This window comes from Sorangium sp. So ce1036, from assembly GCF_051369805.1.
Lineage (GTDB): Bacteria > Myxococcota_A > Polyangia > Polyangiales > Polyangiaceae > Sorangium > Sorangium cellulosum_F.
The window spans coordinates 5,630,551-5,657,054 of the sequence record NZ_JBBMOX010000001.1 but is presented as its reverse complement, the minus strand read 5'-3'; the positions used below and the strand labels follow the sequence as shown (position 1 = coordinate 5,657,054).

The window sequence follows — 26,504 nt, the reverse complement described above, 5'->3', positions numbered from 1 at the left end:
TTTTGTAAACACTTCTGGCTCGTGTCCCTGTCGTTGCTACGGTCTCGTCGACCGGTGCTTCCTCTGCGAACGGAGTCGAACCTCCGGCGGCGAGCGGAGCGATCATCTGATGATTCCATCCCGGAGCGGGACACCGGCCTGCCCGCCCGCGGCCAGGAGGTTTCCAATGCAATCGTGGCACATCGCGCTGCCGATTGCGCTGCTCGGGAGCTCTGTCTCCGGATGCGGTGACGGCGAGCTGGCAGCGTCGGAGGTCGACGGGGCGTCCCGCGCGGACGCCGTGCTCCGGTCACCGGGCGGGGGCGAGCCCGCGGGTGACAGCGGCAGGTCGGAGGCCAGCGGCAGCCCCTGCTACCCGTTCGATCAGCCCAGCCCGGCGGCGCTCCGCGGCTCCGAAAAGAAGGCGTTCGCGTGGTATTTCCCCCCGTATCCCGTGTCGATCGACAACCGCGATCCGAGCGGCGACTGGTATGCGCGCTGGCTGAGCCCCGACGGGGGGGGCGGGGAGTACGCCGACACGGGGGGGCAGCTCCGCGACCGACCGCTGTTCCAGCGCCCGCCGCGGCCGGAGTCGCTCTGGCGGCAGCTCGATTTCGAGGTGGAGATCCGGCAAGCCATCGCGATGGGGCTCGACGGCTTCATCCTCGAGATGTCCCACCGCAAGGTCCATTCGGACGACAGGTTCAACCAGGTAGGAAAGATGCTCGACGCCGCGCGGGCGGTCGATCCAGGGTTCCGCATCCTGCTCGGGCCGGGGTTCCCCAAGGAGTCGAACGCCACGCCGGACGAGCTGGCCGAGACGCTGCTCAGCTACACGGGACACCCGTCGGTCTTCCGGCTGCCCGACGGCCGCGTGCCGATCGCCACGTTCTACCCGGAGCGCCCGGCGTCGAGCGGGGGCAAACCGCTCTCTTGGTGGAAGGCGCTGCGCTCGAAGATGCGCGCGCGAGGCGTCGAGATCGCATGGTTCCCCGTGTTCCTGTCCCGGACGTCGAGGGACAAGATCCCGGACCTCGACGCGTGGTACGACGAGATCGCGGGATACTCCATCTTCGACGGGAAGTTCGTGTCGCAGGGCGCGTCGAACGCCACGGAGAGCCAGAACGCCAGGGCCCGTGGCCTGACCTGGGTGGCGCGCACCGGGTTCCAGGACATCCGTGTGCGCAAGGGGGACTACGTCGAGCTGAAGCACTGGGAGCCGTCCAACAGCCGCACGCTGCGGACCCTCTTCGATCATGCGATCGGGGGGGACGCCCCCTGGATCAACGTGGTCACGTGGAACGACTACGGGGAGACGCAGACCGCGCCGTCCCAGGCGCGCGGTTATGCCGTGGCCGACCTGATCGCCTATTACACGACCTGGTTCAAGACCGGCGCCGCCCCCGCGATCACGCGCGACGCGCTGTACTACTTCCACCGGAAGCAGCATACGAACGCGCCTTACGACAGGACCAGGCAGACCGCCGGCGCCTTCAAGATCGCCGCCGGACCGGCCGCGGAGAACAACGTCGAGCTCCTCGCGTTCCTCACGGAGCCTGGCCGCCTGATCATCACCCAGGGCAGCGACACCCGGGTGATGGACGTCACGAAGCGCGGCATGACCTCGTTCATCGCGCCGATCGTCCCCGGCACCACGCCCGCCTTCGAGCTGCAGCGCGATGGAGAGGTGATCGTGTCGCTCACGAGCGACACGCGCATCGAGCGCGAGGTCGTCTATCAGGACATGACCTACTATGCGGGCGGCAGCCTCGAGTGCGAGCGCCCTGAATAGGCTTCCTCCGCGCGGTGTGGGATGCCGCGCCGGCGTTTCCCCGTCCGGCCGCTCGGGGCAGCGCAGCTCCGTCCGGGCGCGAGCTCCGCTATCCCGGGCACCCGAGCCGCCTCCACCCCGGACAGCGCGGTTCGCGCCGGCAGCGCGGGCCATCGGCGCTCGCCGGACGCGGAGGGGCCGCTGTTCCGTGCGAACCATCGCCGTCGCGTCGGAGACGGCCGATCGTTCACGCCCGGAGCACCGCGGGATCACCTGCAGCAGACCTCGACAGGCCCGGTGGGGCAGGGACGATGGCTGTGCGCGCGCGCGCTGGAGTCGCTGGAACAAAGAGCGATTCGTCCAGTGCGACTACCATGAAAGAACCACCCTGTCTCGAAATAGCTCTTGCGCTGGCGAAGGCGTGGAATAGCTTACCGCTCGCCGTCACGCGGAGCTCAGCGGAGCGCGTGACCGCGCTCGGGTCTACGAGCGGCAGATGAGCTGGCGACAGACGTCGCCCCAGCGCATCGGCCGTTGTCGAGCTGTGTGCCGGGAGAGCAGACCCGGTGTGTGATCGTGTGTCTGTGGTCATGATTGGAGGGGTTCCATGAAGAAGTCGCTTGTTTCATCGCTCGTTCTCGCTGCTGCGACGCTCTCTGCCAGCGCGATGGCGCTGGACACCAACGAAAGGTGGAATGTGGAGATTGATGTCCTCGATGAGCTCATCGGCATCGGTGAGATGGAGTGTGTGGCGAACCCCTGGGCCGCCGAGAGTGTCGCCTGCGCTTACGCCTGCGCGGTCGAGGCCAATGGGTATCCGCTGGACACCACCAACTTCTTCCTCCTGGAGCAGAAGACGTTCGGTCGCAATGACTGCGACGAAAACGCCGAGGTGGCGTTCAACACCATCCTCGTCAACGATCAGGATCAGCTGAGCAAGCTCATCTTCAATAACGAGAAGCTGGAGGTCAACGCCACGGTGCTGGGCGAGGAGAGGGACAACGACCTGTCCGGCGCCATCGTGTTCAGGGGGGTCGGCTACGTGGTCTTCGGCATCTTCTTCGACTCGACCGAAACTCAGCAATCGGGCGGCGGTGACGATGGCAATGGCGATCCGGGTGAGGGCGGGGATGATGGTGACGATGACGGCGGCGGTGAGGGGCTGGGCGTGGACGGGACGCTGTGACGGACGCCTGATCCTCGACGCGTGATCCAAGCGCCGCCGAGCGGCGGCCGGCCGGAGCTCCCCGGGGTGCACACGGGAGCTCCGGTGACCGGCGGCGGCGCGCTCCGGTCTGCAGCGGAAAGGGAGTCGCCGGCGCTCGCCGGCGGCTCTCCCTTTTTGTGCCAGGCGTCTGCCGCGCGACGACGCGCTCGCCGGGGTACGCCACGTGGAGACACGACGATGCAACAGCACAACGCACGAACAAGCTACCTCCATCGGTTCAGGCTCCTCCTGCTCGCCCTGCTCGCCCTCGCGATCGCGGCCGCGGTGCTGCTGCTCGCCCGCCCCAGGGCTGAAGAGCACCCCGTCGCGAGCCGCGAGGAGGCCCCGGGCGAGGCGCGGAAGCGAGCGTCCACCTACCGGAACCGGTCCATCCTGAGGGCCCCTGCGCCATCACGGCCGCGCGAGTCCGAGCGCCCGCGGATCGTCGGCGAGGTCTATGACACGGACGGCAACACGCTCGCGGGCGCGGCCGTCGTCGCGACGACGTTCGAGGTCGCCGGCAACATCCCCTCGACCGCGGGCGCCGTGAAGAGCGACGAGCGCGGGCGCTTCGAGCTCAGCCTGCCCGACGGGACGTACCAGCTCAAGGCCGATCTGGCCGGCTACGGCCCGACCACCGCGGTCGCGCACAGCGGCGACACCGTGAGCCTCGTCCTCTCGCGGAGCGGCGTCATCACCGGGCGCGTCGTCGACGAGCGCAGGGAGCCGGTGCGCCGCTTCACCATCGATGTCCTCACCGCCGCTCCCGACGACGTGCCGGCGCCGCCGCCGATGACCTCGAGGACGTTCGACAGCCCCGATGGGACCTTCCGCATCGACCAGATCCCCCCCTGGGGCGTGATCCTCAAGGCGACGGCCGAGGCGCACGCGCCGGCGCTCTCCGACGTGCTCTCCGTGAAGGCCGGTGACACGGGCTCGGTGGAGCTCGCGCTGTCCCGCGGGTGCGCCCTCTCGGGGAGGGTGGAGGACCCGCAGGGCACGCCGCTGGCGGGCGTGTTCATCGACGCCGAGTCGCGCGTCGGCGCCGGCGCGCTGAGCGAGATGGCCTTGAAGTCCTCGGCCGACGTGCAGCAGACCCAGACAGGGGACGACGGCACCTTCCGGCTCGATCATGTGCCCACGGGTGACATCCAGGTGCGCGCCTACGACGGGAGTTACGCGGTGACCACGCTGGCCATGTCCCTCTCCGACTGCGGCAAGGCGGAGCCGGTCCGGGTGGTCATGTCCGCCGGCGGGAGCCTCCGCGGCGTGGCGCGCCGGGGTGACGGCTCGCCGATCCCGCACGCAAAGCTGACGCTGCTCTCCCGATCCGTCGGCTTCGTGAGCGTGATGGCCGACGCCGAGGGACGCTATCAGATCGACGATCTACCCGCCGAGCGGGTGCGCCTCGAGCTGCGCGAGGGGACCCGGGCGGCCATGGTGTCCGTGAACGTCAAGGAGGGCGAGGTGGTGAGCCGCGACATCTCCCTCTTCGGCGAGGGGACCGGCGAGATCCGCGGGCGCATCACCGCCGGCGACAGGCCCCTCGCCGGGGTTCGCCTCCTGATCGCCTCCAACCGCGGCCGCAAGCAGGGCTTCGAGCGCTACATGCCGGTGACCGACAGGGACGGCAGCTTCCGCGTGCCCGCCCTCGCCGCGGGGGGGTACGTGGTCACCGCCATGACGACCTCGGTGGGCAAGGGCGTCCACGTCGAGGAGGGCGGCGTCGCGACCGTGAACCTGGACGTGACCCCCAAGCCCGCCGCGGAGGACACGAACTGAGCCGCCGCCCTGGTCCGGCCGGGTGGCGGGGCCGTCACCTCGGCCGGATCTCGGTGAGCACGAGCAGGTACTCCGGCGGGTTGTTCGGCGTCAGCTTGGCATACGGGTTCTGCTGGGTGGGGAACCCCGTGAATCGCCTGGAGTTGTACTCGCCCCAGGACGGGTTCTTGAAGAGCGGGATCACCGGCGCCGCCTCGACGAAGATCCTCTGGATCGCGTCGAGGATGCGCTTCTGCTCGGCCGGATCCGTCGCGGCCTCGAACTGCTGGAACAGCGGGTCGGCCTGCTTGGCCCCGAAGCGGTGCCAGTTGCGCGCGCTCATCTCGCCGACGGGCTTCACGAGCTCCGTGCCCATGAGATCGCGGTAGAAGTTGTAGGGGGTGGGCTCGACCGTGGTCCAGCCCATCGACATGTCGAACGTGCCCTTCTGGAGCGCCTCGAAGAACGCGCTGAAGTCGTACGTCCTGAGCGAGGCGTCGAGGCCGATCTGCTTCAGGTTCTGCGTGATGATCTGGACCGCGCGGACCCAGTCGGACCAGCCGGTCACGACGTTGATGTCGAAGCGTATCGGCTTGCCGCCCCTCATCCGGATGCCGTCGGCGCCCCTCGGATAGCCCGCCTCGTCGAGGATCTTGTTCGCCCGCGCCACGTCGAGCTTCACCCAGTCGCCCGCGGCCACGGCCTCCTCGTTGCGGAAGCGCTCGTAGGAGTCGTCCAGCCCGGTCGCGTCCGCGCCGTGCGTGTAGTTGTTCGCCGCGATCTTGACGATCTGCTCCCGGTCGATGGCCATGCTGATCGCCTTGCGCACCCGCACGTCGTCGAACGGCTTCCTGGTGCTGTTCGGATAGAGCGTGGCCGTGCCGCCCACGAGCGGGAACCAGTAATGATGGTGCGCCGGATCCTTGGCGACGAACGTCCTCTCGATGTCGGGGACGAAGGCGCCCGCCCAGTCGACCTCGCCGCTCGTGAGCGCCAGGCTGACCTGATCGTTGCTGGGGTACGCCGGGAAGCGCAGCCCGTCGACCGCCGGCTTGCCCTTCTGCCAGTAGTTCGGGTTCCGTCCGAGCTCGTAGATCTGGTTCTGGAAGACCTTCACCTCGGTGAAGGGGCCTGTCGCCACGGGGTTCTCGTTCGCGTACGTGACCGGATCCGCGACGTCTTTCCACGTGTGCTCGGGGACGATCGGCTGGTGTCCGATGTAGCTGAGCCCGGGGACATAGGGCCGCTTCAGCGCGAACTCGACGGTGGAGGCGTCCCTGGCCGTCACGGCGCCGACGAACTTCCAGACGCCCGAGAGGTCGAGCGCCGGGTGCTTCTTGAGCAGCCCGAACGTGAACGCCACGTCCTTTGCCGTGAACGCCTCGCCGTCGGACCACTTGACGTCGGGGCGGATCGTGAAGGTCAGTTTCGTGTTCTGCTCGCTCCACTCGTACCGGGTCGCGAGCCACGGCGTGTACTCGTTCCTCATCGTGTTGTAGATGAGCATCGGCTCGTAGATGCCGGCGACCGTCGGGAAACGCACGTTCCCCTCGGCGAGCAGGGGGTTGAAGTTGCGCACCCACGTGGCCTGCTGCTCCCTGGCGATGGTGACCATCGCGGGGCCCTTCTGCGCGGGCTTCGCCGCGGACGCGGCCGTCGCGGCGCCGTCGGGCGCGCCGGAGGCGGTCTGGGCTCTCTCCTTGGAAGAGCAGCCCGCCGCGGCGCCGGCGGACAGGAGCAGCGCCGACAGCACGAACCCGCGGCGGCGCATCGAACGACTCGTCTTCAGCATAGGCCTCTTCACGCGGGCGACCCCGGCCCCCCGCCACGCTCCCTCTCGGTGACAGCACGCGGCGCCGTCGCCCGGCAGAGCGGCACAGCCAAGGAGTCGCTGCCGCAACGCCCCCCCTGCCGAACACGACAATCCTTGGCGCCCACGTTATCGGTGGGCGTGCGCGCGTGTCAAATTCGATAAACCTACAAATATTCCGTCATTGCCGAGCCTCTCGGCGCCGGGAACCCCGTCGTGGGGGTCGGGCAATTGCCTACATGTAGGGAATTTGGATCCGTGAGGCCGACCGGGCTACGCTCCGAAATTTCGCCGCCAAAAAGTTGTTCCTCCGTTTCGTGATGACGTACCCCTCCGAGCGCGTCCCCGGCCTCGATGGACTCGGGCAGGCGCCGAGCTCTCAATTTCTGTCGACGGCGCCGATCGGACGCCGGGAGACGAGCACCCGAGCGGGCTCGGCCAACGGACAGCCACGTCGTTCGAACCAACAAGGAGGTTCCTGGTGTCAAAGGTAGTCGTCGTCACCTCGGGCAAAGGCGGAGTCGGCAAGACCACCACGACCGCTAACCTCGCGTCCGGCATCGCGGCGCTCGGGTACAAGACGGTTGCCATCGACTTCGACGTGGGCCTCCGCAACCTCGATCTCGTGATGGGGTGCGAGCGCCGCGTGGTCTACGATCTCGTCAACGTCCTCCGCGGCGAGGCGACGCTCCGTCAGGCGCTGATCCGTGACAAGCGGATCGAGACCCTGTACGTGCTCCCCGCGTCGCAGACGCGCGACAAGGACGCCCTCAGCATGGAAGGCGTCGGGCGCGTCCTCGACGAGCTGCGCGCCTCCGGCTTCGATTACATCTTCTGCGACTCGCCCGCGGGCATCGAGTGGGGCGCCCAGATGGCGATGTACTTCGCGGACGAGGCGATCGTGGTCACGAACCCCGAGGTCTCCTCGGTGCGGGACTCGGACCGCGTGCTCGGCCTGCTCGACGCGAAGACGCGCAGGGCCGAGCTCGGCGAGGAGCCGGTGCGCACGCACCTCCTCCTCACGCGGTACGCGCCCGCGCGCGTCGCCCGGGGCGAGATGCTCGCGCACAAGGACGTCCTGGAGCTCCTCGGCATCCCGCTGCTCGGCGTGATCCCGGAGTCTCAGGCGGTGCTCCAGGCGTCGAACGCCGGGACGCCGGTGGTGCTCGATCCGACGAGCGACGCGGCGCAGGCCTACCTCGATGTGGTCCAGCGCTTCCTCGGCGAGGAGCGCCCCCACCGGTTCCTCGATCCGGTCAAGAAGGGCTTCTTCAGCCGGATCTTCGGCGGCCAGGCGGCCACCGCCTAGGAGGGCGAGCCATGTCGATCATGGATTACTTCCGCAGATCGCAGCCGAAGTCGGCGACGGTCGCGAAGGAGCGGCTGCAGATCATCGTGGCGCGCGAGCGGGTGCGCCACACCGGTGAGCCGGACTACCTGCCGCGGCTCAAGCAGGAGCTGCTCCAGGTCATCTCGAGATACGAGCGCATCGACCTCGATCAGGTGAGCGTCAACGTCGAGCGCAGCGGCGACTGCGACGTGCTCGAGCTGAACGTCGTCCTCTCCGAGTCCGAGCGCGCCGCCCGCGCCGCGTCGCGCGGCCTCGCCGCCGCCGCGCGCAACTTCTGAGGAGGCCCGCCGCGGCCACGCGCGGCGGCCTCAGAAGCGCCAGGTCGCCGAGATCACCCTGTCGCTCACGGACACGCTCGACGGGGCGAGGCTCGCGCGCTCGGCCTTCGCGGGGGCCGCGTGGAACAGGAGGGGGACGAGGACGCCGCTCAGCGTGCCGACGACGGCGCCCGTGATCACGTCGGTGAAGTAGTGCCGGTCGGCGGCGATCCGCAGGTATCCGATGCCGGCCGCGATGGGGAGCCCCCCCGCCCAGACCCAGGGCGCGTGACGGTAGCCGCGCAGGCTGGCGACCATGCCGCTCGACACGGCGATGGCGAACGAGAAGTTCGTGTGCGCGGAGAAGAACGAGACGTTGTTGTCGCTCGGCTTCGTGACCTCGTCCGAGCGGTAGTGCACGAAGGGGCGCTCGCGGGCCACCGCGAACTTGACGAGCTGGGTCGTCATCGAGGCCACGAAGGTCGCCTCGGCGATGAGCAGTGAGTTGATCCACGCCTCGTCCAGGCGGTCGTCGAGGCCCGCCGCCAGCGCGTTGAGCCCGAGGGCCGAGGCGGGGCTGACCACGTAGCCGAGGACGTCGCTCGCGGTGTTGGCCGCCGTGGGGTCCGCCCACCGGAGCGACCGCGCGGCGCCGTCGAGGCCGTTCAGCGCGTCGGAGCCGTCGCCGTTCCGATCGCACCAGCCGCAGCGATCCGCGGCGAGCACCTCCTGCCCGAGCTGCGTGCCGAGCCAGAGGGTCCCCGCGGCGATGGTGATCCCGAGGTCGAGGGGGAGGTTGTACGTGATACGATCGCCGGCCGCCGGCTCGCTGGCCTCGCCGGCGCGCGCGGTCAGCGCGAGCGCGAGCGCGAGCGGCGCGGCGATCGCGGCCGCGCCGCGCCGGCGGGCCCGGCCGGGGCGCCGGCGGCGGCGAGGTGGAGGTGCTCTGTCGGCGACGGGACACGCGGGCTGCGGGCTCATGGGGCGCGCAGGATACTACGGGGGTGGCGCCCGGGGATCCCGCCGCCCCGACCCGCGCTCGCCGGCCGGCGCGCTACCTCCCGCGGAACAGCGCGAGGCACCGCGCGCCGAGCACGCCGCCGAGCAGGTCGAGCGGCGCGCCGGAGCGCGCGTTCATCCACGAGGCGGCCACGACCAGCTCGCGCTGCGCGCCGCCGGTCGCGCGCGTGACCTCCTGCATCGTGCAGCCGAAGACGACGCGGCTGACCCGCGCGAGCCAGGCCGCGGTGAAGCACATCGGGCAGGGCTCCACGGTCGTGTACAGCGTGGTCCCCCGGAGGTCCGGCCCGGCGGCCGCGCAGGCGCGCCGGACCGCGCCCACCTCGGCGTGCCACGTCATGTCGCGCCGGCCGTTCACCTCGTCGGTCGCCTCGGCGAGGATCGCGCCGTCCGGAGCGACCACGAGCGCGCCGAACGGCGGCTCGCCCGCCGCGAGCGCGCCGCGCGCGAGCTCCAGCGCCCGCGCCATCAGCGCCTCGTCGCTCACCGGACGAACCCCGGATCGAGCAGCGACTCCGGCGCCGGGGCCTTCTTGACGAGCCCCGATTGCGCCGCGAAATCGACCACGTATTTCATCGTGGCGTACACGGGCCCGGGCCTGTCCGCCGTGCCGAAGAGCTGCTTGTTCTCGGCCAGGCCGTAGATCTTGTCGCCGTCCAGCATGCGCTTCACGTCCTCGGCCGGAGCGTTCAAGTACTTGCCGACGATGGGGAGCGCCCTGTCGGGGTCGCTCCGCAGGGAGCGGACCCCTCGGTCGATGGCGCCGAGGAATTTCGCGTACGCGTCCTTCCCCTCGGCGAGCCTGGAGCGGCGCACGGCCACCGAGTCCGCGATCGTGTCGGGGACGCTGGCGCTGCTGAAGATCACGTGACCCCCGCCCTTGGTCGCCTTGGTGATCCACGGCTCCCAGGTCACCGCCGCGTCGACCTTCCCGGCCACGAACGCGGCGCCGGCGTCGTCCGCGCTCATGCTCGTGATCTTCACGTCGTCCGCGCGGAGCCCGGCCTTCTCGAGGCCCAGGAGGAACAGCATGTGGTTGACCTCGCCGAGCGTGAGGGCGACGGTCTTGCCCTTGAGATCGGCCATGGAGGCGATGCCCTCTCGGGCCACCACCGCGTCCGCGCCGTTCGAGCTGTCGATCAGGGCGATGGCCACGATGTCCGTGTCGCCGTTGCCGTTCACGACGGCGAGGTTCTGCAGCGTCGTGAGGCCGATGTCGAGCTGGCTCGACGCGAGCGCGGCGAGCGTGTCCCCCGGGTTCGAGAACGGCTTGAGCCCGACGTCCAGCCCGGCCTCCTTGAAATACCCGAGCTCGTTCGCGAGGAACACGCCCGCATAGCCGATCCACAGGTCGTGCCCCACGGTGAGCTTCACCGGCGCGGCGGGCGGCGCGGGCGCCTTCGCGTCCCCGGCGCGCTGCTCCGGCCCGGCGGCGGGCCCGGCGCCGCGGGCCGCCGGCTCCTTGTTCGAGCAGCCCACGGACAGGGCGAGACAGGCGAGGGCTGCCCCGAGCTCTCGCAAGACGGTTCTTCGGTTCATGATCCCCCTTCTGGTTGTGTGCTGGTGAGCCCGGAGAGCCAACGGTCGCGCTGCGCCTCGGAGCGCGCGCTCCCGAAGAGGAGCGCCAGGAGCTCTCGCTTGAGGCGCAGGAACGCGTCATCGAGCTTGAGCTCCGGCGCGCGCGCCTCCCGCGGGAATGGCACGTGGACGCTGGCCAGGACGCGGCCGGGCCGCCCGGAGAAGACCACGACGCGATCGGACAGGAGCAGCGCCTCGTCCACGTCGTGCGTGACGAACAGCGTCGTGATGCGGTGGCGCTGGATGAGGTGCAAGAGGAGCTCTTGCATCTGCTCGCGCGTCTGGGCGTCGAGCGCGCCGAACGGCTCGTCCATGAGCAGCACCTCGGGCTGCGCCACGAGCGCGCGCGCGAGGGCCGCGCGCTGCTGCATGCCGCCGCTCAGCTCCCCGGGGTAGCTGTCGCGGAAGTCCCACAGCCCGACCAGGCGCAGGAGGCCCTCGACGCGGGCCGCCTGCCGGTCCGGGGCCGCCGCGAGCCCCCTCGCGCGGCTCCTCGCGAGCGTCAGCGGAAAGCGGACGTTCTCCCGCACGCTGAGCCAGGGAAACAGCGTCTGCTGCTGGAAGACGAGGCCGAGCTCGGCGCCCGGGCCGAGCACGGGCTCGCCGTCGAGGGCGACGCCGCCGGTGGTCGCCGGCTCGAGCCCGGCGGCGATGTGCAGGAGCGTCGATTTGCCGCACCCGGAGGGGCCCACCAGGCTGACGAACTCGCCCTCGCCCGCGTCCAGATCGATCGCGGAGAGGGCGCTCGTCTCGCCGCGCCGGCCCGCGTAGGATTTGGTGACGCCTCGGATGGATAGCTTCATGGCCCGCCCCCCGGCGCCCAGCGGAACAGCCGGCGATGCGCCGCGCGGAACACCCAGTCCAGGCCGAGGCCCAGGAGCCCGAGCACCGCCAGATAAGCATAGATGCTCGGCGTCTGGATGAAGCGGTAAAAACGCAGGATGCGAAAGCCGAGCCCCTCCGTCGCCGCCACGAGCTCCGCGACGACGACGTAGCTCCAGGCCCACCCGTTGCACATGCGCAGCGCGCTCCAGATCCCGGGGAGGGCCGCGGGGGCCATGACGCGCCAGACGATCTCACGCCGCGTCGCGCCCAGGCTCTGGCTGATCTGGACGAGGGGCGCCGGCACCCGCCGCACCTCGTCCGCGGTCATGAGCAGGAGCTGAAAGAAGGTGCCCAGGAACACGAGGAGCACCTTCGCGCCCTCGCCGATGCCGGCGACGATCATGACGAGCGGGATGAGCGCCGGCACCGGGACGTAGCGGAGGAACTCGGTCGGCGGCTCGAGCAGCGCGGCGACCGAGCGGAACGCGCCGGCGAGCACGCCGAGCGGGACGGCCAGGACCGCGGCGGCGACGAACCCCGCCGTGACGCGCAGGAAGCTGTGCTCGACGTCGATCCAGAACTCCTCGGCGACGAGCGCGTCCGCCGCGGCGCGCGCGACGCTCCCGAGCGTCGGCACGACGACGCTGTTCACCCCGTCTCGCCCCGCGAGCGAGGCGTACGCCGCGAGCGTCAGGAGGATGCTCGCCGCGCCGAGCGCGAGGCGCGCCCGCCCCGAGACGGGGCGGCCCAGGGCGAGCCAGCGGGGAGGGGCGCGTCCGCACTGTCGCGACGGGGCGCGCGGCTTCGCGTCGACGAGCATGCCCTAGCTCCACAAACGCATCACCGAGGCGCTGTCGGTGATGTAGGCGAACACGTCGCCCATGCAGCAGAGCGCGGCCTCGTGGAGCGCGACGGACGTCCCGGCGACCGCGTCGGCCGGCACGAGGACACGGTAATCCATGTTCCTGGCGGTGAGCACCGTGCTCATCACGCAGATGTTGGTGCAAACACCGCAGCAGACGAGGTTCGTGACCCGCCTTTGCCGCAGCAGGAGGTCGAGCTCGGTGCCCATGAAGCAGTCATATCGCCGCTTGGCGCGGATCCAGAGGGCGCCCTCCGCGACCTCCACGCCGTCGGCCATCTCGCTCCCGCGGGTCCCCTCGATGCAGTGCAGCGGCTCGAACTCGAGCTCGATGCCATAGTCGCTCCGATCCGGCCTGTGCATCTCCTGGGAGAAGACGATCGGGAGCTGGTTCTTTTTCGCCCACGCGACGAGCGAATTGACGGTTGGCACGAGCTCCCGGGCCCCGCGCGCCTCGCACGGAGCGCCCGCGTCGACGAAGTCGCGCTGCATGTCGATGACGAGCAGCGCCGTGTCGGCGGGGTGGATCTTCTCGAGGGGCAGCGGACGGATGCGCGGCGTCATCGTGGGGTGGGTGCTCCTGTGATTGCGCATGGCGAACGCAGACGCCTTCGCCCGCGGGTCGAACGGGACAACCGCCCTGCCATGCCAGGGTGAACCCTCAGGAATCTCACCAGCCTGCCGGCGGACCGTCAAGCACGATCGATCCCGTGGGGGCGTACTTCGCAGCTGCGATGCTGTGTGAACTCCACATCAGCGCGGGCGCGTGTCCCGGGGCGCGAGCTGGGTGGATGTGCGACGAGAGCGGCCGAGATTGGCGGCCTCCGGGGCGAGCCGGGGACCGCGGGGGGGCCGGCCCGACGGCCGCGTCTCGCGCCCTCTACCCGAGCACCGTCTGGAGCCTTCGGGCCATGGCGCTTCGCCGGGCCATCGCGTAACGCACGGCGGCCCGGAGATCTCGCCGGATGATGAGCTCCGCCAGCGCGTCCCCGGTGTGCACCAGCGACTGGGCGGTGCCCGCGGAGATGCCGGCGAGGACGCACTGCGCGCCGAGCAGGCTGACGGCTTGCACCGCGCGCAGGAGGTGGCGCGCGACGGCGCTGTCGATGAGCGGGACGCCGGTGAGGTCGATGATCACGAAGTCGGCGTCGTGGCGCTCCACGCCGTGGAGGAGCGCCTCCATGATCTGGGCGCTCCGCATCGTGCTGATATTTCCCACGATCGGGAGGACCAGGATGCCCTCGTCGATCGGCAGGACGGGCGCCGACAGCGTGGCTATCGTCGCGAGCAGGCGCTCCTGGGTGGCGAGCAGGTCGTCCTCGGCGCGCCGCAGCGCCTCTTCTGCCCTCTTGCGGTCGGTCATGTCGATCACGACCCCCGCCATCCCGACCACGCGCCCCTCCGCGTCGCGGTAAGGGACGTTGTTCTCCAGCGTCCAGCCGTCCGTCCCGTCCTCGCGCCTGTACTGGAGCTCCACGTTGAGCCGGGGAATCCCGGTCGACATGATGTCCTCGTCGTTGTCGTGGTAGCTGCGCGCGGTCTCCTCGACGAAGATGTCCTCGTCGCGCTTTCCGATGATCTTCTCGACCGGGAGCTGGTAGTGGGCGGCGTATGCCTTGTTGACGATGAGGTACCGGTGATGTCGATCCTTGAAGAAGACCATCGCCGGGATCGCGTCGAGCAGCGCGGCGTACACCGAGGACGACCGCGCGGCGCCGATCCGGTCGAGCAGGTCCGCCGGCTCGACGGGGCTCTCCGCGGACAGCGCCGCGCGAGCCTCTGCCAGCTCTCGCTCCAGCTCGGCGACGTGCGCGCGGAGCGCCGTCACCTCGTCGCCGGGAGTCTGACGATCATCGCCCTCGCGCGGCATCCGGGGTTCCATGGATCGGTCTCATCGCAACCGTCTCATGATTGCCCGGGCCGCCTCGCCTGTCAAGGCGACCGATGTCCTCTGTCGAGCGAGTGCCGCGAGGTCGGGAGGGCGCGTTGTCTTGGCGCTGCTGCTCTCTCTGTCCCTGTCGTCGTCCTTGTCGTCCCGGTCGATATTGGGTCTCGCTTCTCGCTCGATGTTGCTCGCATCACGGCGGCTCCGTTAGCACTGCTGCGGGAAGTTGCCCCGGATCAGCAGAAGAACCGCCATGGCGCCAACGACGCCAAGAAGAGAGGGGAAGGGGTGTCCGTCCATCTTCCCCTTCCACTTCCCTGGTTTCTTGGCGCCCTTGGCGTCATGGCGGTTCGCCTCTCGGCCCGACTTCCTCGAAGACGACATCCCGCTCATCGCGGCGCGCCTCGCCTGACGGCGCGGCCCGCGCCGAACACCCCGTCCGTGGGTCGGGCAGCCCGGACCGCCCCAGAGCGCCGGCCGGGTGGGCTCCGGCGCGGCGCCGCCTCGCCTCAGGCGGGCGATCGACCGTGCGCCGACTGCGCGACGCGGTAGGCCCCGACGGTCGCGGCGAGCGACGCGAGGGCGAGCAGGGCCAGCGCCAGCGCGACGTTGTTGTGCGCCTCGCCGAGGCCGAGCATCCAGATCCAGCGCGTGTCGGGCGCCACCGCGCCCACGGCCATGAACGACTTGAGGGTGCCGGCGACGAACCCGAGCCCACCGGCCACCAGCGTGAGGATACCGAGGCTCACCTGGAGCGGCACGAACCGCCGCTCGGGCGAGACGGCGTAACGGACCGACGCGGCCACGAGCAAGAGCCCGAAGCGCGGCGGAGGGCAGGGGAGGCCCTCGCCGTCTAGAAGAAGCAGTAGAGCGACAGCTTGGTGCGCCCGTTGTCCGCCGTCACGTCGTCGGGGAAGGTCTGGTGCGAGTACTGATACGAGAGGCCCGCACGGATGGCCGGCGTGACGTCGACGAACACGGTGCCGTCGACGTAGCGCGACTCGCTGAAGGCGGTGCGGAGATCGCTGTAACCGTTCTCCGCCGTGAGGTGGTCCGACCAGCCCTGGGTGTAGTTCGCGGCGACGGAGACGCGCCCCGAGGGGGGCAGATAGTACTGGAGCCCGACCATCCACCCCGTCCAGCCGAGGGTCTTCAGGCGGCCGTTCGCGTCGTAGGTCACGAGGCCGTTGTCGATGTTCGGCGCGAAGGCCGTCCCGTCCGGGAGAGCCGGGGGCGGCACGTTGCCCGCCACGCCGACCAGGTCCGCGATGCCGGTGCCGGTGAAGAGCGAGCCGGTCAGCGTGAGCGCGTTGCCCGGGTCGTCCAGCGAGCTGGCCGGGATGATCGGGACCATCGCGCCGACCGAGAGCCCGTAGCCGTGCCCCGATCTCGAGTAGACCGGGGCGGCGGAGAACTCCCTGACCTTGAAGTGGCGATACGCGCCCGAGACGCCGATCGTCAGCGGGTTATGCAACATCCCGCCGGCGCCGAGCGTGTGGATCCCCCTCCAGCCGTTGAAGCCCACGCGGAGCCCCGCGTGCACGTCCGGTATCTCGGAGTCGCGCTGCGGCCCTTTGTTGGCGGCCGCGGCGATCTCGAGGTTGAGGGGATCCGTCTTCAACGAGTAGCCAAGGCGAACCTGCGGCATCCGCCCGAATACCTGGTTCACCAGCGGGAAGAAGGACGAGGTGGCCGGGGAGAAGAACGGCTGCCACCCGAACAGCTGATAGTACTGGCCGATCAGGACCTCGACGGAGCCCGCCTCGGCCTTGATGAACGCCTGCCGCATGCGGAAAGTGCCGCTGCTCACCATCGGGGCTTCGGCGATGTTGGGGGCCTGGCTGCCGAAGAAGTCCAGCTCCAGGGTGGCGGTGGTCTTGATCCCCGCGTACTCGGGCGCGTGCACCCTGACGCCGAACCGGGAGTTCCGCGCCGTGAAATGCGTGCGGCCGTGCGTGCCCGCGTAGGTGTCGTCGGTCTGGATCACCGTGGCCCCCACCGACTCGCCGAAGCTCTGGGTGGAGTCGTGCATGATGTCGAACTCCACCATCCCGTAGGCCGTGACGTCCCACTTGGATGTCACGGGCACGGGGGATGGAGCGGCGGGCTTGGCGGCCTCCGCCGGGGGGATCGGCTGCGGAGCCGGAGCCACGGGCGCGGCCCCCGGGAGCGGCGGGGGCGTGGCCGGCGCCTCCGTGGCCGGCGGCTGCTGCGTCGCGGCGGCGTCCGTCGGCTGGGGAGCCGGCGCCGCCGCGGCCGGCAGAGCGGCCGGGGCCGCGGGCTGGGCCGCCGCGGCCGGGGGAGCGGCCGGGGCCGCCGCGGCCGGCGGGGCGGCCGGGGCCGCGGGCTGGGCCGCCCCGGCCGGGGGAGCGCCCGGGGCCGCGGGCTGGGCCGGCGGCACCTGCGCCGCGGGCGGCGGGGGGGTCTGCGCGTGCGCGGCCGCCGCCATCAAGACAATCGACGCACCAAACAGGTTCGCAACCTTCAATCGGTTCATGTTCGAAGCCCCTGGGTTATCCATGGCGGCCGCGCCCGGGTTCCCGTGCGGCCGCCGAGAGCGATTGGTTCTGCAGATGTCCCGCGCAGCGCCGCGTGGCTCGTGGCCCGTTCACCGGGTCAAGCTCCTCGGGCGGCGCTGGCCGGGATCGAAACGACGAGCGGTGTCTGCGCCTCCTCAGCGCGCGTCCGACGGGCGGCACGCCTCGCGGAACGCGCGGGCGCGGGCGACGAGCTCCTCGCGGCGTCCCTCGCGCAGAAGCCCGAGGTCGACGAGGCTCGTGCCGACGCCGACCGCCTCCGCGCCCGCCGCGAGGAAGGCGCCCACGTTGTCCAGCGTCGCGCCGCCGGTGGGCATGAGCGGGATATGCGGCAGCGGCGCCTTGACCGCCTTGAGGTACGCGGCGCCGCCGAGGGCGTCGCAGGGGAACACCTTGATGACGTCCCCGCCCGCCCGGTGGGCCGCCACGATCTCGGTGGGGGTGAGCGCGCCGGGGGCGTGGACGACGTTCATCGCGAGGCACGCCCTCAGCGTCGGCTCGTCCAGCGCCGGGCTGACGATGAAGCGCGCCCCGGCCTCGACGCACGCCTCCGCGGTGGCGGGGTCGAGCACGGTGCCCGCGCCGACGAGCGCCCGATCGCCGTGGCGCGCGGAGATCTCACGCACGACCTCCACCGCGCCGGGCACGGTCATCGTGATCTCGAGCACGTCGAGCCCACCCTCGATGAGGGCCTCGACCGCCCGAAAGGCCAGCTCGGCCGAGCTCGTGCGCACGATGGGAACGACGCGCGTGCGCCTGATCCATGCAAGGACGTCTCCCTTGTTCATCGGTCCACCCGGCCGTGCCCGGCTCCATCGCGCCGGCTCATGGCGCCTCCGAGGCCTGGACCTGCTCCGCGGTCGGGCCCTCGTAGCCCTTGGCGGAGGCGCCCCTGGGCTCGACGATCGGCCGCGCGTCGCGGTCGAGCTTGATGAGCTCGGCCTTGGTCCCCTCGGGCGTCGGCCAGAGATACCAGCGCGCATCCATCCAGCCCACGCGCGCCGCGGGGCCCTCGGTGGGCGCGCCCGTCGCCCCCAGCTGGGCGGACCGCGTCGCGCGGTAGTCCGCGACGGAGGTGTAGGGAGGACGGTTGAGGGCGAACTGCAGCCCCGCGATGCTGGCGAGCATCACCACGCCGCCGGCGACGATCGCCGCCTTCGGCACGCTCCGCTTGGGCGTGACCGGCTCGACCCGCGGCAGGACGAGGTGCAGCGCGAGCAGCCCGATGAGGTACAGCGTCCCCGCGAGCAGGAACGGCAGGGCGTACGAGCCCGTGATCTTGAGCGACCAGCCCACGAAGATCTGGAAGAGCGCGCCGCCGACGACGCCGAACGCGGTCATGACGCCGACCACCGTCGCCATGGCCGGACGCGGGAGGGCGTCCGAGACGAGCGTGTAGAGATTGCTGCTCCAGCCCTGGTGCGCGGCCGCGGCGAGCGACAGGATCGCGACCGCGACGAAGACCGTGGGGATGCCCGCGACGCTCGGGACGCCGACGAGCTGCCCGACCGCCATGACGGGCACCGCGGAGAGCGCGCAGACGAGCATCGCGAGCTTCCGCGCCGCGCCGACGGAGCGGCCGCCCGCGATGAGCCGCGAGGAGAGCCAGCCGCCGCCGACCGCGCCGCCGTCGGCCACGAGGAACACGACGGGGATCGCGTAGGCCATGAAGGTCGGCTTGAGGTTGAACTCGCTGACGAGGAACTTCGGCAGCCAGGTGAGGTAGAACCACCACGGCGCGTCGGTGAAGAACTTCGCGATGGCGACCGCGTAGACGGGCCGCATCCCGAACACCTCGCCGACGCCGAGCGACTCGGTCGACTCCTTCGCGTCGGAGCGGATGTGCGCGAGCTCCTCGGGCGACACCTTCGGGTGCTCCTCGGGCCGCCGGTAGAGGCGATTCCAGAAGAAGATCCACACGACGCCGACGCCGCCCAGCAGGAGGAAGCAGGTGCGCCAGCCGTACGCCTCCGCGATGCGCACCGCGAGGAGCGGGGCGAGGATGGCGCCCACGTTCGAGCCGCAGTTGAACAGCCCGGTGGCGAGCGCCCGCTCTTTCTTGGGGAACCACTCGGCGACCGTGCGGACGGCGGACGGGAAGTTGCCCGCCTCGCCGACCCCGAGCAAAAAGCGGATCCCGGCGAAGCCGGCGAAGCTGCCGACGAACGCGTGGCCCGCCGAGGCGACGTTCCAGAGCAGGAACGTCGCGCTCAGCCCCTTGCCGGTGCCGATGCGGTCGATCCAGCGACCCACGAACACCATGCCGAAGCCGTAGGCGAGCAGGAAGCTCACGTTGATGAGCGCGAGGTCCGTCGGCCCGAGGCGCAGCTCGTCCTCGAAGAACGGGATCAGCAGGGAGAAGAGCTGCCGATCGAGGTAGTTGATCGTCGTCGCGAAGAAGAGGAGCGCGCAGATGGTCCAGCGGACCCGGGTGACAGTGCCCTGGCGCGCCGGGGCGACGGGGGATGACGCAGTCATTGGTTCACCGCCGAAGCCAGGAAGCCGCCGTCGACAACGAGGCTCGTGCCGGTGACGAAGCTCACCGCGTCCGAGCAGAGGAAGAGCGCCGCGCCGACCAGCTCCTGCGTCTCGCCGAAGCGGCCGAGCGGGGTGCGGGTGAGCAGCTCCTGCCCGCGCGGCGTGCCCTCGAGGAGGGCGCGGTTGAGGTCGGTCACGAAGACGCCGGGCACGAGGGCGTTGGTCCGGATGCCGTGCTTCGCCCACTCGGTGCCGAGGCTCCGGGTGAGCGCCATGACGGCGGCCTTGGACGCGCCGTAGGCCGCCACCTCGTGGAACGCGACGAAGCTCGACAGCGAGGCGACGTTGACGATGCGGCCGCGGCCGCTCTCGCGCAGGGGGCCGTGGAACGACTGGCAGGCGCGCAGCATGCCCGTGACGTTCGTGTCGAGCAGGCTGTTCCACTCCGCGTCGCCGACGTCGGTCGTGGGCTTGCGGAAGGTCCGGCCGGCGCAGTTGACGAGGATGTCGACGCCGCCGAGCGCCTCGAGGACCCGCTCACGCAGGGCGTCGAGCGACGCCCGGTCGCCGACGTCGCACGTCGCCTCGAGCGAGCGGACCCCCCGGGCGCGGAGCTCCTCGGTGACCGCGCGCGCGCGGTCCGCCCGGGTGCCCGACGCGACGGTGTGGACCCCCGCCTCGGCGAGGCCGAGGGCGATCGCGCGCCCGATGCCGGACGTCCCGCCGATGACGACCGCCTTGCGGCCCGCGATGTCGAAGAGCTTGGTCATGCCTTCAGCCACTCCCCTGCGATGCCGCCCAGGAGCGCCCGCGCGTCGCGCTCGATCTGGGCGTCGGTCGGCGGGACGGGCATCGCGCCGTAGCGCCGCGTGAGCGCGCTCGCGATCGAGCGCCGCGAGTGGCGCCACTTGTAGATGAGCTGATCGAGGACGCGCGCGTCGGAGTGCTGGGGCACGAACGTCGGCCCGAGCATCTCCAGGCGCATCATGGTCGTCTCCTCGATGAGGCTCGGGTTGTTCATGAACCACCAGCAGCCGAACGGGAGGACGTTGGCGAACTTCCGCGCCACGACGCAGAGGGTGTGCGTGTTCTCGCGCGCGAGCGTCGTGACCAGGAAGCGGACGTCGGGGTTCTCCGCGGCGAGCCGCTCGAGCGGGGTCAGGTCGACGGCGCTCACCCCGTCGCCGGCCACGCCGAGGCGGGGGTTCACCGCGCGCCGGACGCCGATCATCATCGCGAACGGCAGGTCGTGCTCGCGGCACGCGTCCAGCACCGCCCGGGGCGGGGCCGAGACCTCGTTGACGGAGATCGCGAGGTAGCGCGGCCGCATCCGGGCGATCCACCGCGTGAGCTCGGCCCTCAGATCCTGCGCGGCGATGAGGCGATCGAGGCGCAGCGCGGCGTGGAACCGCGGATCGGGCGCGAGGCCCGCCTCCCAGAGCGCGCGCTCCTCCGGATCGGTCGGGTCGTTCGTCATCGCGAGCGCGCTCACGCCGGCGAGGCGCAGCACGTCCTCCACGTGCTGCTCGACCCGGCGCGCGGCGAAGAAGGCGCGCGCCTCGCGCAGGTCCCGGGCGGCGGGGTCGAGGCCGAAGGCGGCGAGCACGGTCGCGACGCCCGCGGCGGCCTCGGACAGCGGCGAGCGGCGGACGAAGAGCGCGTCCCACACGAGGTCGGCCTGCGCCGCCTTGTCGCGGGCGAAGAACGCCTCGGGCGCGAGCTTCGGCTCGGCGCGGAGGGTCTCCGCGACGAGGTAATGATAGGTCAAGAGCTCGTCGACGCCCCACAGGTTCATCGCGCCGAACTGGGGCGCGAACAGGTGGGTGTGGAGATCGACGACGGGCGCGGCGTCGACGGCTCTGGCAACGCGCTCGGCGAGGGTCATCTCGGCACCTCAGGGATGCGGTTATCCTTCGGATCGGCCCAGCGCTCGTTCGGCACGGTGGCCGACCAGCCCGGGCGCAGCGGATCTCTGTCGTAGGGATAGGAGCCCAGGCGGCGGTACTCCTCGGCGTAGTGAGCGAGCTTGTCGCGGTCGAGGCGCACGCCCAGGCCGGGGCCCTCGGGGACGCGGATGCGGCCGCTCCGGTAAGGGAGCGGGCCCCCCTGGATCACGTCGTCTCTCAGGTGGTGGTAATGCGCGTCGGCGGCGAACGAGAGGTTCGGGATCACCGCCCCGAGGTGCAGCATCGTGGCGAGCTGCACGCCGAGCTCGCCCGAGGAGTGGACCGCGACGCCGAGGCCGAACGTCTCGCAGATCCCGGCCGCCTTCACGCAGGGCCGGATGCCGCCCCAGAACGTCGTGTCGAGCAGGATGACGTCCACGGCCGTGTCCAGCACGTTCGCGGCGAGCTGCTCGAAGTTGACGACGACGGTGTTCGTCGCGAGCGGCATCCGCACCTTCTCGCGGGTGCGCCGCATCGCGTGGAGGCCGAAGACGGGGTCCTCGAGGTAATCGTTGTTCAGGTCCTCGATCGCCTGCCCGAAGCGGATGCCCTGCTCCGTCGACCAGACGGCGTTCGGATCGAAGCGGACCCGATCTCCCCCGACGGCGTGGGCGACCGCGCGGTAGCAGTCGAGCTCGTAATCCGGGTGGAACACGCCGCCCTTGAGCTTGTGCGAGGTGAACCCGTGCTCCTTCTTCAGCGCCTTCGCGTGCTCCACGAGCTGCTCCGGCGTGCGCACCTCGCCGGAGCCGTCGGGGTTCGCGTAGCGGAAGAAGAGGTAGGAGGCGAAGGGGACCTCGTCCTGCAGCTTGCCGCCGAGGAGGTCGTGGACCGGCACGCCGAACGCCTGCCCGAGCAGGTCGAGGCAGGCGAACTCCAGCGCGGCGAGGATCTGGGTGCGGTTGTTGTAGAGAGAGGCCGTCGGGTTCGCGATCCGGAACCGCATCTCCTCGAGGCGGGCGGGGTCGTGGCCCACGAGATAGGCCTTCATCGCCCGGAACACGGCCTCGGCCGACTCGCCCCCGCCGCCCATCTCGCCGAGGCCGACGAGCCCGTTGTCCGCCTCGACCTCGACGAGGGTGCGCACGAAGCGACCCCAGTGACAGCCGTTCGCGTGGCGCAGGGGCGCCTCGAGCGGGACGGTGACGGTGGTGGCGCGGATATCGACAATCCTCATGCAGGACGTGCTCCCGGGGACCGGCGGTGAAGGGGCGAGTCCATCGGCGACGGCCCCTCCGTTGTGCTTCGCTGTGCATCACGCCCGCGCTCCCGCGCGCGGCGGAACAGACCAGGTTCAGAGAAGGAATCGAAGTGTCGTTTTCGGCTCCCGACGAGTGGGCGTCTCGCAGAGGCCAGATGAGCCCTCAGAACGAGTGGAAAGGCACGAGCTCGTACGCACGGAGTTTTCCGTTCGGCACGGGAGTATTCCCGACCAGTACGGAAGCTTTCCATGCGGCGCGGGAATATTCCCGACCAGTACGGAAGTGATCACGGCTCGTAACAAAAGATCAGGGAGCTACCCCACCACCGTCGATGGCGGCGCGCGACGCGCGCGTCGGCTCCCGGGCGGGAGCGCGCGTCGTGGTGTCCTGGGGTCGTGAAGAGCGAAGGAGCGACCGGATCGCCTCTGTGATCACGAGGCGACTCCGGTGCGCGCGTCGCGCGGCGAGGGCGTCGTCAGCGCTGCTGGGCGCCGAAGCGCGCCTTGGCGGCGTCCACCGCGGCGCGCGTCCACCGATCGACCTCGTCGTCGGTCAGGGTGCGCTCGGGCGAGCGGAACCAGAGGGCGAAGCCGAGCGAGTGGGTCCCGGGCGGGAGCTCGCTGCCGCGGTAGCGATCGAACAGCTCCACCTTCTCGCAGCGCTCGCCGGCCGTGGTGCGCAGCACGTCGAGCACCTGGCCCGCCGGCACCTCGAGCGGCAGGAGGAGCGCCACGTCGTGCCGCATCGCCGGGAACCGGCTCGGCTTCACGGCCACCGGCGCGCGGTACGAGCGCGCCACGGCCTGGAGATCGAGCTCCGCCGCCACCGCGCCGGCGGTGAGCTCCAGCGCGTCGCGCACGTCCGGGTGGAGCTCCGCCACGTGCCCGACGGGGCGGCCGTCGAGCGTGACGCGGGCGCCCTTGCGCGGGTGCGCCCACGGCGGGGGCTCCCCCTCCAGGTCGAGCGCCGCCGCCGCGCTGCCGGCGAGCTCCGCCAGCACCGCCTCGACCACGCCCTTTCCGTCGTAGAAATCGACGTCCTCGGGCGGCGACAGGTACGTGTCGCGCGGCCCCGCGAGGAGGATCGCGAGCCGGGTCGGCTCGTCCACGGGCGGCCGCTCGACCCCGCCCGCGCCGCGCTCGGCGGGGGCCTCGCCCTGCCGGGGCAGGAACACCTGGCTCACCTCGAACAGCCGCACCCGGGGCACGTTGTACCGCTGCGCGCGCTGCGCGACCGTGAGGAGCCCCGGGATGAGCGACGGGCGCATCACCGACTTCTCCTCGGAGAGCGGGTTCTGCAGCCGGAGGACCGGCGCGGCGGCGAGGCCCGCCGCCCTGAGATCCCCGGGCGAGAGGAACGAGTACGTCACCGCCTCGTGCAGCCCGATGCCGGTGCAGAGCTGGCGCACGCGGCGCCGGAGCCGGTAATCGCCCTTCGCGCCGGCGGGCGCCGCCGCGATGCGCGGGAGCCGGCTCGGGATCTGGTCGTACCCGGCGACGCGCGCGACCTCCTCGATGAGGTCGATCTCCTCGGCGATGTCGGGCCGGTGCGCCGGCACGTCGACGACGAGCGCGTCCGCCTGCTGCTCCACGATCGAGATGCCCAGCGTGGTCAGGATCTCGCGCGTCCGCGCCGGGGCCTCGGCCCCGATGATCCGCTGGTAGCGGGGCAGCCGGAGCGTCAGGCGGCGCGGGGCGCGGGGCGCGACGTACGCGTCGATCGGCTCGCCCGCCGCCTCGCCGCCGGCGAGCTCGCAGAGGAGGGCGCTCCCGCGGTCGCGCGACAGGGGGACCCCCGAGATGTCCACCTCCCGCTCGAAGCGGTGCGACGCCTCGGTGTGGAAGCCGTACCGGCGCGCGGTGCGCCGGATGCCGCGCGGCTCGAAGTAGGCCGACTCGAGGAACACCCGGCGCGTCGTCGCGGTGACGCCGCTGTCCGCGCCCCCGATCACGCCGGCCAGGGCCAGGACGCGCTCCGCGTCGGCGATCACGAGGTCGTCCTCGTGCAAGGAGAGCTGCTGCCCGTCGAGCGCGACGAACGCCTCGCCCGGCCGGGCCCTCCGGATCTCGATCGGCAGGCGCAGCGTGTCGAGATCGAAGGCGTGCAGCGGCTGCCCCCGCTCGAGCATCACCAGGTTGGTCGCGTCGACGAGGTTGCTGATCGGCCGGACCCCGAGGCGGCCCAGCCGCACCCGCGCCCAGAGCGGCGACGGGCCCACGCGGACCCCCTCGATCACCTGGCCGGCATACCGGGGGCACCCCTCCTTGCTGCGCACCTCCACGGCCGCGCGCGCCCCGCCGCCGACCGCCCGCGGCGGCGCGACGCCGGGCGGCTGGAACGGGAGCCCGAGCACCGCGGCCACGTCCCGGGCCACGCCGAGGTGGCCCAGCGCGTCGGGCCGGTTCGGCGTGACGCTGAGCTCGATGATCCAGTCCTCGAGGCGCGGCTCCCAGTCGAGCAGCGACTGCCCGGGGCGGCCGCCCTCGATCGTGAGCAGCCCCTCGTGGCTCGAGCCGAGCCCGAGCTCGTCCTCGGCGCAGAGCATGCCGGGCGAGGTGATGCCGGCGACCGCCTTCTCGGTCAGGGTGATGGGCGCGCCGGTGCGATCCAGGACCTCTGCCCCCACGGGCGCGTAGCAGACGAGCGCCGGCGCGGGCGGGATGACCGGCGCGCCGCACACCACCTCCACCTCCCGGCCGCCGGCGTCCACGCGGACCAGCGTGAGGCCTTTTCTGTTGGGGTGCGGACGCGTCGCGACGACGCTCGCGAGGACGACCGGGCGCAGCGAGGCGCCGACGTGCGTCACGCGGTCGACCTCGAGCCCGCCGCGGCCGAGCGCCGATACCACGGCGTCGACGCCGGGATCGGCGCCGAGGATCTCTTTCGTCCACTGGTAGGATATCAACATGGGGAATCGGGGCTGCGGCCTTGGGACAATCGCCTAGAGGCTTCCGAGGAAGCGGACGTCGTTCTCGTAGAAGCTGCGGATATCGTCGACGGCGAACTTCATGTTGGCCGTGCGATCCACGCCGATGCCGAACGCCAGCCCTGTATAGACCTCGGGGTCGATCCCGACGTTCCGGAGCACCGTCGGGTGGACCATGCCGCACCCGAGCACCTCCAGCCAGCCTGTCCCCTTGCACTGCGGGCAAGCGCGGTTCTCGCCGTAGCAGACGAGGCAGGACACATCGAGCTCCGCGCTGGGCTCGGTGAAGGGGAAGTAGCTCGGCCGGAAGCGCGTCTTCGTGTCCTCACCGAACATCCGGCGGCTGTAGACCTCGAGCAGGCCCTTCAGATCGGCGAGGGACACGTCGCGGTCGACCACGAGGCCCTCGATCTGCACGAACATGGGGCTGTGGCTGGCGTCGTCGTCGCGGCGATAGACGACGCCGGGCGCGACGATCATGACCGGGGGAGGGTGGGAGAGCATCTCGCGCACCTGCACCGGGCTCGTGTGCGTCCTGAGCAGCACGTTCTGGCCGGGATCTCCGGCGATGTAGAACGTGTCGTGCATGTCCATCGCCGGGTGATCCGCGGGGAACCCGAGGAGGTCGAAGTTGTAGCGCGCGAGCTCGATCTGCGGCCCTTCGGCCACGTCGAACCCGAGCCCGACGAAGATATCGACGATCTCGTCGAGGGTCCGCATGATGGGGTGCGGCCGCCCCGGCGCGCGCCACCGTCCGGGCAGGGTGATATCGAGGGGCGGCGCGGAGAGCTCGCGCTCGCGGGCCGTCCGCTTGATGCGCGCGGTGGCCTCCTCGCGGGCGCGCTCGACGCGGCCCTTGACCGCGTTGAGGCGCTGTCCGAGGAGCTTGCGCTCCGCCGGCGCCGCGCCGGGCAGCTGCTTCATCAGGGCATTGAGCGAGCCGCGGCGCCCGAGCAGGCTGGCATACAGGCGGTTCAGCTCATCGACGTCGCCGACGGCGGCGAACTGGACGTCGACCGTCCGATCGACCTCGTCGATGAGGCGGCCGAGTTCGGGACCACTCATTGCCGCCCCCCTTACCCCAGGGGCCCTGGCAACGCAAGGCGTGA

General features: G+C 71.2%; 22 protein-coding genes. 5 read left to right on the top strand and 17 right to left on the bottom strand.

Annotated elements, in window-relative coordinates:
* Positions 1-166 precede the first annotated feature (166 nt).
* The 3 genes from WMF31_RS21385 to WMF31_RS21375 all read left to right on the top strand — a co-directional run bounded on the left by WMF31_RS21385 (position 167) and on the right by WMF31_RS21375 (position 4,739).
* Positions 167-1,771 carry an endo-1,3-alpha-glucanase family glycosylhydrolase gene (locus WMF31_RS21385; protein WP_436603725.1) on the top strand — a complete coding sequence of 535 codons (1,605 nt, stop codon included), beginning with the start codon at positions 167-169 and terminating at the stop codon, positions 1,769-1,771.
* Positions 1,772-2,357: 586 nt separating this feature from the next.
* The gene (locus WMF31_RS21380) at positions 2,358-2,936 is read left to right on the top strand and encodes a hypothetical protein (RefSeq protein ID WP_436603724.1); all 579 of its coding nucleotides are present in this window, start codon (positions 2,358-2,360) and stop codon (positions 2,934-2,936) included.
* A gap of 219 nt (positions 2,937-3,155) precedes the next feature.
* Positions 3,156-4,739, top strand: coding sequence for a carboxypeptidase regulatory-like domain-containing protein (locus tag WMF31_RS21375; protein WP_436603723.1), 1,584 nt, complete (start codon positions 3,156-3,158; stop codon positions 4,737-4,739).
* Between the two features lie 34 nt (positions 4,740-4,773).
* On the opposite strand, the gene WMF31_RS21370 is transcribed toward WMF31_RS21375, so the two are convergent.
* A complete protein-coding gene (locus tag WMF31_RS21370; protein ID WP_436606580.1) occupies positions 4,774-6,489 on the bottom strand; it encodes an ABC transporter substrate-binding protein in 1,716 nt (571 codons plus the stop codon).
* Positions 6,490-7,009: 520 nt separating this feature from the next.
* Here WMF31_RS21370 and minD point away from each other — a divergent pair.
* Together minD and minE are read left to right on the top strand one after the other, a co-directional pair.
* Positions 7,010-7,837: a septum site-determining protein MinD gene (gene minD, locus WMF31_RS21365; protein ID WP_129347719.1), complete on the top strand. Its 828-nt coding sequence runs from the start codon at positions 7,010-7,012 to the stop codon at positions 7,835-7,837.
* An 11-nt stretch (positions 7,838-7,848) separates the two neighbouring features.
* Positions 7,849-8,157, top strand: a complete 309-nt coding sequence (gene minE, locus WMF31_RS21360) for a cell division topological specificity factor MinE (protein WP_436603722.1) — start codon at positions 7,849-7,851, stop codon at positions 8,155-8,157.
* Positions 8,158-8,187: 30 nt separating this feature from the next.
* Here minE and WMF31_RS21355 read toward each other — a convergent pair whose 3' ends face one another.
* The 16 genes from WMF31_RS21355 to pheS all read right to left on the bottom strand — a co-directional run bounded on the left by WMF31_RS21355 (position 8,188) and on the right by pheS (position 26,460).
* The gene (locus WMF31_RS21355; protein ID WP_436603721.1) at positions 8,188-9,117 is read right to left on the bottom strand and encodes a phosphatase PAP2 family protein; all 930 of its coding nucleotides are present in this window, start codon (positions 9,115-9,117) and stop codon (positions 8,188-8,190) included.
* A gap of 73 nt (positions 9,118-9,190) precedes the next feature.
* Positions 9,191-9,643, bottom strand: coding sequence for a nucleoside deaminase (locus WMF31_RS21350; protein ID WP_436603720.1), 453 nt, complete (start codon positions 9,641-9,643; stop codon positions 9,191-9,193).
* Complete coding sequence (locus WMF31_RS21345) at positions 9,640-10,695, bottom strand: ABC transporter substrate-binding protein (RefSeq protein WP_436603719.1); 1,056 nt, start codon at positions 10,693-10,695, stop codon at positions 9,640-9,642. The genes WMF31_RS21350 and WMF31_RS21345 overlap by 4 nt, the downstream gene beginning before the upstream one ends.
* Positions 10,692-11,537, bottom strand: a complete 846-nt coding sequence (locus WMF31_RS21340) for an ABC transporter ATP-binding protein (protein ID WP_436603718.1) — start codon at positions 11,535-11,537, stop codon at positions 10,692-10,694. Before WMF31_RS21340 ends, WMF31_RS21345 begins: the two co-directional genes overlap by 4 nt.
* Entirely contained in the window at positions 11,534-12,379 is an 846-nt protein-coding gene (locus tag WMF31_RS21335) for an ABC transporter permease (RefSeq protein WP_436603717.1), read from the bottom strand. The genes WMF31_RS21340 and WMF31_RS21335 overlap by 4 nt, the downstream gene beginning before the upstream one ends.
* Positions 12,380-12,382: 3 nt before the next feature.
* A complete protein-coding gene (locus tag WMF31_RS21330; RefSeq protein WP_436603716.1) occupies positions 12,383-13,015 on the bottom strand; it encodes a cysteine hydrolase family protein in 633 nt (210 codons plus the stop codon).
* 286 nt (positions 13,016-13,301) lie between these two features.
* Entirely contained in the window at positions 13,302-14,303 is a 1,002-nt protein-coding gene (locus WMF31_RS21325) for a PAS domain-containing protein (RefSeq protein ID WP_436603715.1), read from the bottom strand.
* A gap of 512 nt (positions 14,304-14,815) precedes the next feature.
* The gene (locus WMF31_RS21320) at positions 14,816-15,112 is read right to left on the bottom strand and encodes a hypothetical protein (RefSeq protein ID WP_436603714.1); all 297 of its coding nucleotides are present in this window, start codon (positions 15,110-15,112) and stop codon (positions 14,816-14,818) included.
* A 47-nt stretch (positions 15,113-15,159) separates the two neighbouring features.
* The gene (locus tag WMF31_RS21315; protein WP_436603713.1) at positions 15,160-16,803 is read right to left on the bottom strand and encodes a hypothetical protein; all 1,644 of its coding nucleotides are present in this window, start codon (positions 16,801-16,803) and stop codon (positions 15,160-15,162) included.
* A gap of 177 nt (positions 16,804-16,980) precedes the next feature.
* The gene (locus WMF31_RS21310) at positions 16,981-17,631 is read right to left on the bottom strand and encodes a bifunctional 4-hydroxy-2-oxoglutarate aldolase/2-dehydro-3-deoxy-phosphogluconate aldolase (protein WP_436603712.1); all 651 of its coding nucleotides are present in this window, start codon (positions 17,629-17,631) and stop codon (positions 16,981-16,983) included.
* Between the two features lie 37 nt (positions 17,632-17,668).
* Complete coding sequence (locus WMF31_RS21305; protein WP_436603711.1) at positions 17,669-19,321, bottom strand: MFS transporter; 1,653 nt, start codon at positions 19,319-19,321, stop codon at positions 17,669-17,671.
* The gene (locus WMF31_RS21300) at positions 19,318-20,091 is read right to left on the bottom strand and encodes an SDR family NAD(P)-dependent oxidoreductase (RefSeq protein WP_436603710.1); all 774 of its coding nucleotides are present in this window, start codon (positions 20,089-20,091) and stop codon (positions 19,318-19,320) included. Before WMF31_RS21300 ends, WMF31_RS21305 begins: the two co-directional genes overlap by 4 nt.
* Complete coding sequence (locus WMF31_RS21295) at positions 20,088-21,206, bottom strand: hypothetical protein (RefSeq protein ID WP_436603709.1); 1,119 nt, start codon at positions 21,204-21,206, stop codon at positions 20,088-20,090. Before WMF31_RS21295 ends, WMF31_RS21300 begins: the two co-directional genes overlap by 4 nt.
* Positions 21,203-22,444 (bottom strand): enolase C-terminal domain-like protein, encoded by a 1,242-nt coding sequence (locus WMF31_RS21290; protein WP_436603708.1) that lies wholly within the window; start codon positions 22,442-22,444, stop codon positions 21,203-21,205. Before WMF31_RS21290 ends, WMF31_RS21295 begins: the two co-directional genes overlap by 4 nt.
* Positions 22,445-22,944: 500 nt before the next feature.
* Positions 22,945-25,377, bottom strand: coding sequence for a phenylalanine--tRNA ligase subunit beta (pheT, locus tag WMF31_RS21285; protein WP_436603707.1), 2,433 nt, complete (start codon positions 25,375-25,377; stop codon positions 22,945-22,947).
* Positions 25,378-25,410: 33 nt separating this feature from the next.
* Positions 25,411-26,460: a phenylalanine--tRNA ligase subunit alpha gene (gene pheS / locus WMF31_RS21280; RefSeq protein WP_129347733.1), complete on the bottom strand. Its 1,050-nt coding sequence runs from the start codon at positions 26,458-26,460 to the stop codon at positions 25,411-25,413.
* Positions 26,461-26,504 lie beyond the last annotated feature (44 nt).